Origin of the sequence: Gordonia polyisoprenivorans (assembly GCF_017654315.1) — a bacterium.
In the GTDB taxonomy this organism is placed as follows: Bacteria; Actinomycetota; Actinomycetes; order Mycobacteriales; family Mycobacteriaceae; genus Gordonia; species Gordonia polyisoprenivorans_A.
Window position 1 is genome coordinate 1102253 of record NZ_CP072203.1, and the last position, 12377, is coordinate 1114629.

Below are 12377 nucleotides of genomic sequence, written 5' to 3' on the forward strand. Positions count from 1 at the left end.
TGGCGTAGAGTCCGCCGGGAGAGGTTTTCGACTGGGAATCGAAAACGTGCTCCGCGGGTTGTTCGCAGGAGAGAGTCACGTCGCCGCAGCCGCCGTGACGGGAGCAAGGAAAGAGGTGGACCATGGCCGTGTCACGATCCGCCGACCTCGTCGTGGTCGGCGCCGGAGTGGCGGGTATCGCCGCGGCACTCACCGCGCGGGCAGCCGGACTCCGCGTCGTACTGGTGCACAAGGGTCCGCGATGGCAGACCGACCGCACCGAGCAGCCGACCGCCACCTTCTACGCCCAGGGTGGTGTCGCGGTGGTCATGCCCGACAACCCCGCCGACTCCGTCGACTCGCACCTCGCCGACACCCTGGCTGCCGGCGCAGGCCTGAGCGATCCCGTCGCGAGCCGCCCCATCCTCGACGCAGGCTGGGCCGCGGTCTCCGAATTGATCTCGTGGGGAACACAATTCGACCGTGATCACACCGGTGCGCTGGCTCGGACCCGAGAGGGTGGCCACCGGGTACGGCGCATCCTGCACGCCGGTGGCGACGCGACCGGCGCGGCCGTGCAACGCGCATTGTGGTCGGCGCTGCGCGAGGCGCAGGCCGCGGGCGGCATCGAATGCCTCGACGAATCGGTGGTGACTCGGGTGCTCACCGACGTCGTCGGCCGTGTCGTCGGCATCTCCTACCTACGCAGCGGCGTCGACGGAGTGGTCGGCGAGCCCGGCGTCGTGTCGGCACCGACGGTTCTGTTGGCCACCGGCGGTGCGGGGCATCTGTATGCGGCCACGACCAACCCGTCCGGGGCCACCGGCGACGGAATCGCGCTGGCACTGCGCGCCGGAGCCCGCGTCGCCGACCTCGAGTTCATCCAGTTCCATCCGACGATGCTGTACACGCCGGGCGAGCGCGGGCGGCGCACCCTGGTGACCGAGGCGATCCGCGGCGAGGGCGGCCGGCTCGTCGACGTCAACGGAGCGTCGGTGACCGCGGGCGTGCATCCGCTGGGCGATCTCGCTCCCCGCGACGTCGTCGCCAACGCCGCGATGGCTGCCCTCGACCGCACCGGTCATCCGTGCGTCTACCTCGATGTTTCGGGTATTGATCGTTTCGCCGACCGGTTCCCTACGGTCACCGCGGGTGTGCGGGCGGCCGGGCTGTCCGTCGAATCCGGTCTGATCCCGGTGGTGCCCGGGGCGCACTACCAGTGCGGTGGCGTGGTCACCGACACCGTCGCCCGCACCGGGGTGCCCGGTCTGCTCGCGGCCGGCGAGGTGGCCCGCACCGGTCTGCACGGAGCGAATCGCCTCGCCTCCAACAGCCTTCTGGAGGGCGTGGTCATGGGCATCCGCGCGGCCGGCGTCGCGGTGGCCGATCGCGACGCGATCAGGGGAGCCGCAGTCGACGAGGTGCACGGTGACGAGGTGCACGGTGACGGGGTGCACGGTGACGGGGATCTGCCCGCGCTCGACCGCAGGACCCTCCAGGATGCGATGAGCCGACACGTCGCGCTGCGCCGCGACGCCTCCGGCCTCGCCGAGGTTGCAACGCTGCTGGCGTCGGCGCCGAGGCGCCGGATCGTCGGGGTCGCCGACGCCGAAGACGCGTCACTGACCCTGGCTGCCGGTGTGGTCGTGGCCGCGGCCGCCGCGCGCCGCGAGTCACGCGGCTGCCACGTGCGATCGGACTTCCCGCGGTCCGACGTCGACGTGAGGTCGAGGTATTTCGGTCTGGAGCGCGGTGTGATTGCCGAGGTCGCCGACGCCGCGCCGGTGAGCCTCCCGGGGTAGCCCCGACGGGTCTTCCTTCGTACACTGACCGGCGGGGGTCGCGTTTCATAACCGCACACGGTGACGAGCAGGCTGTCGGTGCGGCAGGTCCGCCCTCGGTGGACGTCGCGTGGACCCACCGGGCACAGCGCGGTCGGACCGCGCGAATGGGAGGTTCGATGGACAGCGAGGGTTGCTGGTCGACGGTGGTCAGTACGGCCGCCGAACGCCGCGCGCTGGGACTCCCCGAGTCGGCCGGGTGGATGCTCGAATGTCGTCTGCCGATCGGTCACCGCGGCAATCACGCGACCGACGGCAGCATCACGCCGCGCAATGATCGCCGATTCTGGCTGGAGTGGAACGATTTCGACCCCCACGCGCAGTCGCTGATCGAACGCAATCCGTGCCCGGTGCGCTCGTTGGAGAACGCCCCGTGCCTCTACTTTCACGGTCACCCCGGGCCGCACCGCTACGTCCGGTCCAATGGCCATGCGCCGACAGCGATGTCCGGGATGGCCGCGGGTGGCCACGGACATGCCGGGGTGCACTCCTCGGCCCCCGGGCCGGAGTACTCGACGCAGGGCCCGACGACACCGGGTGCGAGCGGATCCCACGGTCCGTCCACCGGTGACCTGCCGGTCGCCGGGGTAGGTGCCCGCGGGTCGCATCGGATGCCGGAGCCGCCCAGGCCCGAACCCTCTCGTCCCGAGCTCTCCATGCCCGAACCGCCGACGGCCGAGGAGTCGGACTATCGGGGCGGCCGTCGGTCCACCGACTCGGCGCCCCCGCACGATCAGACCCCGTATCACGGCCGACGCCACAGTTTCGACATTCCCGCGTCGCGCCCGGAGCCCGCCTTCGCGCCGGACGAGCCGTACGCGGCTGCCACATCGGCCTCGCGACCTGTGGCGCCGGCGCCCTCGGAGTACTCGGCCCGGGAATCGGCCGGGGCATCAGATGATCCGCAGCCGACTCTGGGCTTGACCGAGGTCGGCGACGCTCTTGACGACGTCGCGACGGCTCTGTCTCGACTGGCCGCCGCGCTGCGTCGCGACTGACCGCCGACAGCGCCCTCCACCCCGTCGACAGCGCTCTCCACCGCGCCGACAGCGCTGTCTCCGTCACACACACCCATACCCTAGGGGGGTAGTGTTTACCGACGCGGCGGCGTATACCTGTAGGGGGTATCAAGGCTCGGTGCCCGAGGAGGACATCATGGATCACGCCGAACATGGCTACATGGGCAACAAGGATGACTATCTGCGCCGCCTTCGGCGGATCGAGGGCCAGGCTCGCGGTCTGCAGCGGATGGTCGAAGAAGAGAAGTACTGCATCGACATCCTGACCCAGGTCTCGGCGATGACCAAGGCCCTGCAGGCGGTCAGTCTCGGCCTGCTCGAGGAGCACATGAATCACTGTGTGGTCCGGGCGGCCCAGGAGGGCGACGCCGAGGGCAAGGCCAAGGTCGACGAGGCCGTGCAGGCCATCGCGCGTCTGGTTAAATCCTGAAATATGCTGTCCCACAAGTGATTATCCACTGACAAGGAGTTGTGCTCATGGCGAGCGAGATCTACACTGTCACCGGCATGACCTGCGGTCACTGCGCCGCGTCGGTTCGCGAGGAGATCGAGGAGATCCCCGGTGTCCGCAGCGTCGACGTGACCGTCGATTCGGGACGGGTGGAGGTGACCAGCGATACGCCCCTCGATCGCGAGGCGGTCGCCCGCGCCGTCACCGAAGCCGGCTACCAATTGGTGTGACCCGCACATGACCCCGAACACCGTCGCGTCGAGCACCGTCGTGCGGGTCGCCGCCTTCCTGGTGGCGCTCGCGGCGGTGTTCGCCATCGCGTTCGCCGTCGGGCATGCGGTCGCGCCCGACACGGGAGTGGCAGTGCCCGAACATCACTCGACCACCACCGATCTCCACGGAGGTCACCGATGACCGCACCCACCACCGAACGCCTCGACCTCGACGTCGAGGGGATGACCTGTGCGTCGTGCGCCAACCGCATCGAGCGCAAGCTCAACAAACTCGACGGCGTGCACGCCACCGTCAACTTCGCGACCGAACGCGCCCACGTCGAGCATCCCTCCGATGTGGATACCGCCGCGCTCATCGAGGCCATCCGATCCGCGGGGTACGACGCCGCACCTGTCGACGACGGCCCGTCGGCGCCCGACGACGCCGACGCCGACCCGGATCTCGACGCGCTGCGCACCCGAGTGCTGATCAGCGCGGCCCTGACCATCCCGGTCGTCGTGCTCGCGATGGTCCCGGCGTGGCAGTTCACCTACTGGCAGTGGCTGTCGTTGACGCTCGCCGCACCCGTGGTGGTGTGGGGTGCGTGGCCATTCCACCGCGCCGCCTGGGTGAACCTGCGTCACGGCGCCACCACCATGGACACCCTGGTGTCGATGGGGACGCTCGCCGCCTTCGGGTGGTCGCTCTACGCATTGTTCCTCGGCACCGCAGGCGAACCCGGCATGACTCATGGCTTCGACCTGATCCCACAACGCGGCGACGGCGGCGCCAATATCTACCTCGAGGCCGCGGCGGGCGTCACGACCTTCCTGCTCCTCGGTAGATACCTGGAGAAGCGCGCGACGCGCACCGCCGGTGACGCACTGCGCGCGCTGATGCGCCTGGGCGCCAAGGATGTTGCCGTCGTACGCGACGGTGTCGAACAGCGGATTCCGATCGCGCAGCTGGCGGTCGGCGACGAATTCGTCGTGCGGCCCGGTGAGAAGATCGCCACCGACGGCGTCGTCGTCGGCGGCGCCTCGGCGGTCGACGCGTCGATGGTGACCGGGGAGTCGATGCCGACCGAGGTCGGCCCCGGCGACGCGGTGGTCGGCGCGACGATCAACACCAGCGGCCGACTGCTGGTGCGGGCGACCCACGTCGGCGCCGACACCGCGCTGGCCCAGATGACCCGGATGGTCGCCGACGCCCAGGCCGGCAAGGCCGGGGCGCAGCGCCTCGCCGACCGGATCTCCGCCTGGTTCGTTCCCGTGGTGATCGCAATTGCCGTTGCCGCACTGGGATTCTGGCTGGGAGCGGCGGTCGCGTCGGATTCGCCGGTGGGCTTCGCGTTCACCGCGGCGGTCTCCGTGCTGATCATCGCCTGCCCGTGTGCGCTGGGGTTGGCGACACCGACCGCGCTGATGGTGGGCACCGGTCGAGGTGCGCAGCTGGGAATTCTGTTGACCGGCCCCGAGGTTCTCGAACAGACACGGCGGATCGACACCGTACTGCTGGACAAGACCGGTACCGTCACCACCGGTGTCATGCAGGTCGAGAAGGTCCAGCCCGCCGACGGGGTCGACGCCGATCGCCTCCTGACGGCTGCTGCGGCCGTCGAGTCTGCATCCGAACATCCTCTCGCCAAGGCCATTGTCGCTGCCGCCCAGCATCTTCCGATCGACGACGTCGCCGACTTCACCAGCACCGAGGGAGTCGGCGTCAGCGGGATCGTGGGCGGCGAGAAGGTGCGCGTCGGCAGCCCCCGGGAACTCGGTGAGCGGCTACCCACGACGCTGCGCCGGGCACTCGACGCCGCCCACGAACGGGGAGCGACCGCGGTGATCATCGCCATCGACGGTGATGGCAGCACCGAGTACGGGGTGATCGTCGTCGCCGACACGGTGAAAGAGTCGTCACGAGAAGCGATCTCGGAACTCAAACGCATGGGCCTGACACCCGTGCTGCTGACCGGTGACAACGCCGGCGCGGCCCGTTTCGTGGCCGGCGTGGTCGGCATCGACCAGGTGATCGCCGAGGTGCGGCCCGAGGAAAAGGTGAACGCGGTCAAGGACTTCCAGCGTCAGGGTAAGACGGTGGCGATGGTCGGGGACGGCATCAACGACGCCGCCGCGCTCGCCCAGGCCGATCTCGGTGTGTCGATGGGTACCGGAACCGACGTCGCGATCGCGGCCGCCGACCTCACCATCGTCGACGGTGATCTGCGCAAGGTGGTCGACGCCATCGCGCTCTCGCGGCGCACGCTGCGTACCATCAAGGGAAACCTGTTCTGGGCCTTCGGATACAACGTCGCCGCGTTGCCGATCGCGGCGGCGGGACTGCTGAACCCGATGATCGCCGGAGCGGCGATGGCCTTCTCATCGGTGTTCGTGGTCGCCAACAGCCTGCGGCTGCGGGGTTTTCGGCCGTACGCGCGCTGAGTGGACGCTCGACCGATCACACCCGTGGACCGTCGCAACGGACGCGCCCGTGGTTACCCTGCCGCCCGCCCCGCGGCATGCCGCCCGGCCCGCCGGCCGAAGTAGGAGCCCTCGCCCAACTGGGTGCCGCTGGCGTAACCCTTGCTGTCCTGCGCGATGTTGGCCGCGCACGCCCCGGCCGCGTAGAGGCCCGCGATGGGGGAGCCGTCGGCGCCGAGGACCTCGCCGTCGACCGATGTGGCCATCCCGCCCATCGTGAAGCCCGCGTACATCGCCTTGCCCAGACTCATGTCGAACACAGCCCACGGCCCGTGATCCTGTGGCGCAAGGAATTCCGCGGACTTGTGGAAATCGGGGTCTTCACCCTCGGCCGCGTGGGTGTTGTAGCGGTCCAGGGTCTTCTGCAGGTTGCCCGACGGAATGTCCAGGGCCTGTTCCATTTCCGCGACCGTCTCGTACCCGTCGATCAGTGGCACCAGCGGCATCCGCGGCCGTTGCATGTGTGCTTCGTCGACGACGAGGTACGCCGTCGAATCCGGTTGTTCGAGAACGAAAGCCGACGTCCGCGAGTGATAGGAGTCCTCGGCGACGAATCGGTCGCCGTTCGTGTTCACCGCGATCCCGGTCAGCAGGATCGACGGCGGATACACCGGCGCGGTGCAGAACGCCTGATCCATGTGCTTGAGGACGGCCCCCGCCGACACCCCCATCCGCAGGCCGAGCCCGTCGTCGTAGGTGTTGCCCAACACGAACGGCTTCTCGGTCAGCCACGGCACGTGCTCGGCGACCATCGCCGGGTTCATCACGAAGCCACCCGCGGCGATGATCACCCCACGGGCGCCGATGACCCCGTGCTCGCCGGAGATCGAGCGCCATGCCACGCCGGCCACCGAGCCCTCGTCGTCGACGACGAGATTGCGTGCACCGGTCTCGTACCGGACCTCGACGCCGAGTTCGGCGAGCCGCTTCACCAGCAGTTCGACGACCATCGCCGCTCCGCCGGTGTCACCGGGGACGGGCACCTTGTGGCCACGCGGCGCAGGCTTGGCCATGTCCTTGAACGGCCAGACCTTCTCGTTGCCGGTGTACATCAACCCCTGCGTCTCGGGCTGGACCACCGCCTTCTCCGGGTAGTAGCTGCGCTCGAAGGCGAAGCCGAGATTCTCCAGCCACTCGAAGTGATCGACGCTGTCGACGCAGTAGGCGTGGATCTTCTCCGGCTCGGGATCGCGCGACACCGCGGTGATGTAGCGCTCCATCTCCTCCGCTGAGTCCTCGAAGCCGGTCGCCTGCTGGACTGCCGTGCCGCCACCGAGGTAGAAGTGGCCGCCGGCGAGCGCCGTCGTCCCGCCGGCCTGAGCTGCGCGTTCGAGAACCAGCACGCGTGCGCCTGCGGTGGCCGCCTCCACCGCGGCACATCCGCCCGCGATGCCGAGGCCGACGACCACCACGTCGACCTCGTCGCTGAATTCGTCGACCGATCCGAGTGCGACGGTCTCGGGAATCGCTGTGTCCGCTGCCATGGTCATCAGCCTAACCCACGAAATAGAACACGTTCTAGTATTGTCGGGTCGTTCGGTCACGGCCGGGTCCGGCATCCGACCGACCCGGCGCCGCCTTTCGACGACACATCCGCCGCTCTCGGCGTATCAATGGGTGTGGCCTCCGGACTCGACCCCGACCCCGACACCGTCCGGCACGCACCCGAGCGGCGCGTGCCGATACCGGTGAACGCGCTCACCGGCATCATCGCCGTCGCCGCCGCCCTCGGGGTCGGCGAACTGGTGGCCGCGTTCATCTCACCGGAATCCTCGCCGTACTTCGCCGTCGGATCGAGCGTCGTCGACCACTCGCCGCTGTGGATGCGGGAGTGGGCGATCAGCACCTTCGGCACCTCCGACAAGCTCGCGCTGTTCGTGGTGATGGGTGTGGTCATCGCGATCCTCGCCGGGGTGTGCGGGGTGACTGAACGCCGCCGACCGCCGATCGGATCGATCGTCATCGTGGTGTTCGCGATCGTCGGGGTCGTCGCATCCCTCGGGCGCCCCGGAGCCTCGGCGATGTACATGCTGCCCTCGCTGTTCGCGGGCGCGGCCGGGGTGATCGCCCTGCGGGTCCTCGTCGGCATCCTCGACGCCGACGCGGAAGCGACCCGGGCCCAGACGGCCCCGACCGCGGACCCCGACGACGGCACCGGAATGCTGCACGCGCCCGCCTCACGCCGCTTCGTGCTGACCGCCGCCGGGATCGCCGCGGCCGCCGTCGCCGTCGGCGCGCTCGGACGGACGCTGCTCGCCGGTGCCGCCAAGACCATCGCCGACCGCAACTCGCTGCGATTGCCCGCCCCGGCCTCTCCGGCACCGCCGGTACCGGCGTCGGCCGACATCGGGGTACCGGGCGCGACCCCGTTCGTCACGGGCAACGCCGACTTCTACCGGATCGACACCGCCCTACAGGTGCCACAGTTGACCACCGGCGACTGGCAATTGCGGGTGCACGGCATGGTCGACAACGAGTTCACCCTCTCCTGGGACGACCTGCTGGCGATGCCGATGACCGAACGGCTGGTCACCCTGACGTGTGTGTCCAACGAGGTCGGCGGCGACCTGATCGGCAACGCCCGCTGGCTCGGGGTCCGGATGAAAGACCTCCTCGACCGCGCAGGCGTGCGCCCCGGCGCGAACATGCTGTACTCCACCAGCTCCGACGGATGGACCTGCGGCACACCGGTATCGGCGATCACCGACAACCGGGACGCATTGCTGGCGATCGGGATGAACGGCCAGCCGCTACCGGTCGAGCACGGCTACCCGGTGCGGCAGGTGATCCCGGGTCTCTACGGATACGTCTCGGCCACCAAGTGGGTCGTCGACTGGGAGCTCACCACCTTCGACAAGGCGCAGGCGTACTGGACCTCGCGCGGGTGGTCACAGCTGGGACCGATCAAGATCTCCTCACGTATCGACCGGCCGTCGAGCTCGGATCTGCCTGCCGGACAAGTGGTCCTGGCCGGCACCTCCTGGCACCAACACACCGGGATCGCCGGCGTCGAGGTCCGCATCGACGACGGCCCGTGGGAGCAGGCAACGCTGGCCACCGACTACAGCGACGACACCTGGCGGCCGTGGAAGTACGTGTGGCAGGCCGGCGCCGGGCAGCACACCGTCACGTGTCGGGCGATCGGCAAGGACGGACAGGTGCAGACCTCGGCGACCGCCGACCCGGTGCCCGACGGCGCGACCGGCCTGGATTCACGGACCTACACCATCTCCTGAGTGCCGTGCCGCGGCGGGACGGTCACAGAACCGCGCAAACGCGGCCATCCCGGCGACCTCCCGTTACACTCACCTCTCGACGCGGGCGGGGCGCTGTCGCGGGCCGGCGAGGTGTCGGTTCCGCCGGGTTGGACGACGGATCTCTCAGGGAGACACATGCGCGTGCGGCGCTCGATGCTGACGGTCGCGGTGGCGTTCGCCACCGCGATCATGTTCGTACAACCGGGCTTTCAGCCGGGGATGGCGCATGCGCTGCAGATCGGGCCGATCGTCTTCCCCGATCTCAACCCGCCGGCGACGATCGATCAGGCCAAGCCGACCATCATCGAGACACCCTCGTGGGCGCCGCACCTCGACAACGGCGACGTGGTGGTCCTGATCCCCGGCACCACCGACTATGACGGCAGCGACCAGGTCGCCCGCACCCTCGGTATCGGACTGTTCGGCGGCGTCACGACCGACGCCGACGGCAAGACGATCGTCGACCCGCACGCCGCGCCGTCGATCGACACCGTCTCCTACCCGGCGGCGTTCGGCATCGACCCGTTCGGTTTCCCGATCTATCTCGCCGGCTCGGACACCTTCACCCATTCGGTGGAGGTCGGGTCGATCAACGGGGTGCGCGACGCCGAAACCGCACACGCCCAGAAACCGGCGGGCACCGTCGTCATCAACGGCTACTCGCAGAGCGCGCCGATCGCCATGAATGTCGCATACCTGTTGCACCAGAAGAACCTTCAGGGGATCGGCGACATCCCCGACGATCAGCTCGCCGTCATCGTCGGCGCCGACTCGCGCTTCCCGCACACCGGGGTCGAGAACGTCGTTCCGAGCTTTCTGCCCGGCATGTACACCAACGGTGACCGCAACCCCGCCGACACCGGCGACATCGCCGTCTACACCTACTGCGTGCGCGGCGATGCCACCTGCGGCGTCGGCAACCCGCTGATCAATCCCGTCTCGACGTTCTTCTACCTGCTCCCCGGCTTCTATGTGCACGCTTTTCTCACCTACCGGATCAACGAGTACTCCATCGCCAAGGAATGGACGAGCGACAGTGGCAACACCACCTACATCGTCTACGACGGTGGAAATCCCTGGGGAATGATGTTGCGCGACCTCGGGATTCCGGTCCCCAAGGAAGTGGACGACGTCCTGAGCACCCTCGTTCCGGTGCCCATGCCCGGTCACCGGTCGACCCTCGCCGACCTGCGCATCCCGATGCCCGACGCACTCCGCCAACAGTTGAGCGCCTACGAGGTGCCGACGCCGCGAGAACTGCAGGAACTCCTCTACGCGCGGCTCGGCCTCGACGTCCCCGTGCACGACCCCGACGCCTGCGCCGCCACCCCATCCGCGTGCCAAGCCGACTACCGCTCGGTGCTGCCCGCGCCGACGGCATCGAACAAGTCGGCATCGAGGGCGTCGGCGAGCACCGCCGCGACCACCTCGGCGGCATCGACCCAGGCTGCGTCACCCCAACCTGCGACCACCTCGGCCGAAACGACTGTCGCACAACCATCTACCACTGCGCCGACCACCACCGCCACGTCGACAGCAGCGACTCCGACGACAACGACAAGTGTCACGGCAACGACGTCCCAGCCGGTGTCGTCCCAGACCGTGTCGTCCCAGCCAGAGTTATCCCAGACCCGGTCGCCCCAGTCGAATTCGGACGACACGCCCACGACGGCCTCGGCCCGATAGCGCCGACCCGCCGACCCCGCTAGGGTCGGCCGCGGGGGCCGGTTGAAAGGTGGGTCGCGTGCGTCGGGTCTTCGTGGGTGTCACCGCGGTATGTGCCGCGGCCGTGTGTGCGGTCATCCCGATGGCCGCAGGAGCCGCGAACGCCGCGACCGACGATGGTCTGCCCACGATCCGACAGCAACCGAGTTGGCTGCCACCCGATCTCGGCCGTGACTCGACGGTCGTTCTCGCGCCCGGTACCACCGACTTCGATCCGATCAGCGCCCACGACATCGTCGGAGGCTCCGCACCGGCGGGCGCCGATCAGTACGAGCGCACCGTCGGACTCGGATTCTTCGACCCTTATCGGCCGAACGTGCAGATCGTCGACTATCCCGAGGCGTTCGGCTTCACCGTCGCCGGACGACCGGTGGGCATCGTCGGGCATGACGCGTACAACACCTCGGTCGACGAGGGCACCGCCACCGGACTTGCCGACGCGCGGCGCGCGTGGATTGCCCAGGGACGCAAGGGAACCATCGTCCTCAGTGGATATTCACAGGGGTCCGCGGTAGCGATGAACGTCGCCTACCTGCTCCATCAGCAGTACGCCGCCGGGGTGCCCGGCGCGATCCCCGACGGCAACGTCGTCGTGGTGACCGGCGCCGACACCCGCTTCCCCGGCACCGGAGCCGAAAACGTCTTCCCGAGCGTGCTGCCCGGCGCCTACACCAACGGCCCGCGCGACCCGGCCGCCACCGGCACCACCCGCGTCATCTCCTACTGCATCAAGGGGGATCTGGTGTGCGACATGGCCAATCCGATCGCCGATCCACTCGGCTGGGCGTTCTACCTCGCACCCGGTGCCACCATCCACGGCAAGTTCGGCGATCAGGTCAACAAGTTCCCTGTCGAGCGCACCTGGTCGTCGGGCAACACCACCTACGTCGTTCTCGACGGCGGCAACCCCTGGGGCATGTGGCTGCGCAAGGAAGGCGTGCCACTCCCGGCGAACTTCGACGAGACACTCGACCGCCTGATCCCGGTGCCCGAACCGGGACAGCCGTCGGCCGACGCCGCGGGCAACCGTGTGCCGACCCCGCGGGAGGTGCAGCAGTCGCTGTTCGCGCGCCTTGGCTGGGACGTCCCGGTGACCGATCCCGATGCCCGGGCGGCCCAGCGGCGCGCGCACCCGGCCCCGGCCGTGCAGCCGCGGTTCGGCTCGACCCGCCCGGCCGCCCGGACGCAGCCGCCGCGGCTGCCGACGCCCGCCGAGCTCGCGGCACTGCTCGCCTCGCTCGGCCATCCCGCTCACTAACCGTTTCGAGGCCGTCGACGACCGGGATGCGCCGAGTCAAGCAAAAGTGAGCAATTCAACGCCCACGATCAGCGTCACCTGAGGTCATGCTATGTTCGTCGCACGTTTTTCTCAGGTGGCGACGCAATCCGTTGCCCCACCCCGACCGCATCGC

10 protein-coding genes are annotated in these 12377 nt (G+C 69.1%); 9 read left to right on the forward strand and 1 reads right to left on the reverse strand.

All coding sequences use genetic code 11. The features are described 5' to 3' along the window. Positions 1-122 precede the first annotated feature (122 nt). From nadB to J6U32_RS05105, 6 genes are all read left to right on the forward strand, one after another. Positions 123-1781 (forward strand): L-aspartate oxidase, encoded by a 1659-nt coding sequence (gene nadB / locus J6U32_RS05080; protein ID WP_208793830.1) that lies wholly within the window; start codon positions 123-125, stop codon positions 1779-1781. Positions 1782-1939: 158 nt separating this feature from the next. Beyond that, a complete protein-coding gene (locus tag J6U32_RS05085; RefSeq protein WP_208793831.1) occupies positions 1940-2818 on the forward strand; it encodes a hypothetical protein in 879 nt (292 codons plus the stop codon). A gap of 157 nt (positions 2819-2975) precedes the next feature. After that, entirely contained in the window at positions 2976-3269 is a 294-nt protein-coding gene (locus J6U32_RS05090) for a metal-sensitive transcriptional regulator (protein WP_208793832.1), read from the forward strand. A gap of 47 nt (positions 3270-3316) precedes the next feature. Beyond that, complete coding sequence (locus J6U32_RS05095) at positions 3317-3520, forward strand: heavy-metal-associated domain-containing protein (RefSeq protein WP_208793833.1); 204 nt, start codon at positions 3317-3319, stop codon at positions 3518-3520. Between the two features lie 7 nt (positions 3521-3527). Then, entirely contained in the window at positions 3528-3704 is a 177-nt protein-coding gene (locus tag J6U32_RS05100; protein ID WP_208793834.1) for a hypothetical protein, read from the forward strand. Further along, positions 3701-5944, forward strand: coding sequence for a heavy metal translocating P-type ATPase (locus J6U32_RS05105; RefSeq protein WP_208793835.1), 2244 nt, complete (start codon positions 3701-3703; stop codon positions 5942-5944). Before J6U32_RS05100 ends, J6U32_RS05105 begins: the two co-directional genes overlap by 4 nt. A 53-nt stretch (positions 5945-5997) precedes the next feature. On the opposite strand, the gene J6U32_RS05110 is transcribed toward J6U32_RS05105, so the two are convergent. Further along, positions 5998-7467, reverse strand: a complete 1470-nt coding sequence (locus tag J6U32_RS05110; protein WP_208793836.1) for an FAD-binding protein — start codon at positions 7465-7467, stop codon at positions 5998-6000. Between the two features lie 129 nt (positions 7468-7596). Between J6U32_RS05110 and J6U32_RS05115 the strand changes: the two genes are divergently transcribed. The 3 genes from J6U32_RS05115 to J6U32_RS05125 all read left to right on the forward strand — a co-directional run bounded on the left by J6U32_RS05115 (position 7597) and on the right by J6U32_RS05125 (position 12223). Continuing rightward, a complete protein-coding gene (locus tag J6U32_RS05115; RefSeq protein ID WP_208793837.1) occupies positions 7597-9219 on the forward strand; it encodes a molybdopterin-dependent oxidoreductase in 1623 nt (540 codons plus the stop codon). A gap of 156 nt (positions 9220-9375) precedes the next feature. Further along, on the forward strand, positions 9376-10926 hold the full coding sequence (locus tag J6U32_RS05120) for a PE-PPE domain-containing protein (RefSeq protein ID WP_244332610.1): 1551 nt from the start codon (positions 9376-9378) through the stop codon (positions 10924-10926). A gap of 58 nt (positions 10927-10984) precedes the next feature. Then, the gene (locus tag J6U32_RS05125; RefSeq protein ID WP_244332612.1) at positions 10985-12223 is read left to right on the forward strand and encodes a cutinase family protein; all 1239 of its coding nucleotides are present in this window, start codon (positions 10985-10987) and stop codon (positions 12221-12223) included. Positions 12224-12377: the final 154 nt, after the last annotated feature.

Excerpts from the sequence above, each read along its gene's own strand:
- nadB (WP_208793830.1), top strand. The coding sequence starts at position 123 with ATGGCCGTGTCACGATCCGCCGACCTCGTCGTGGTCGGCGCCGGAGTG.
- J6U32_RS05085 (WP_208793831.1), top strand. The coding sequence starts at position 1,940 with ATGGACAGCGAGGGTTGCTGGTCGACGGTGGTCAGTACGGCCGCCGAA.
- J6U32_RS05090 (WP_208793832.1), top strand. The coding sequence starts at position 2,976 with ATGGATCACGCCGAACATGGCTACATGGGCAACAAGGATGACTATCTG.
- J6U32_RS05095 (WP_208793833.1), top strand. The coding sequence starts at position 3,317 with ATGGCGAGCGAGATCTACACTGTCACCGGCATGACCTGCGGTCACTGC.
- J6U32_RS05100 (WP_208793834.1), top strand. The coding sequence starts at position 3,528 with ATGACCCCGAACACCGTCGCGTCGAGCACCGTCGTGCGGGTCGCCGCC.
- J6U32_RS05105 (WP_208793835.1), top strand. The coding sequence starts at position 3,701 with ATGACCGCACCCACCACCGAACGCCTCGACCTCGACGTCGAGGGGATG.
- J6U32_RS05110 (WP_208793836.1), bottom strand. The coding sequence starts at position 7,467 with ATGGCAGCGGACACAGCGATTCCCGAGACCGTCGCACTCGGATCGGTC.
- J6U32_RS05115 (WP_208793837.1), top strand. The coding sequence starts at position 7,597 with ATGGGTGTGGCCTCCGGACTCGACCCCGACCCCGACACCGTCCGGCAC.
- J6U32_RS05120 (WP_244332610.1), top strand. The coding sequence starts at position 9,376 with ATGCGCGTGCGGCGCTCGATGCTGACGGTCGCGGTGGCGTTCGCCACC.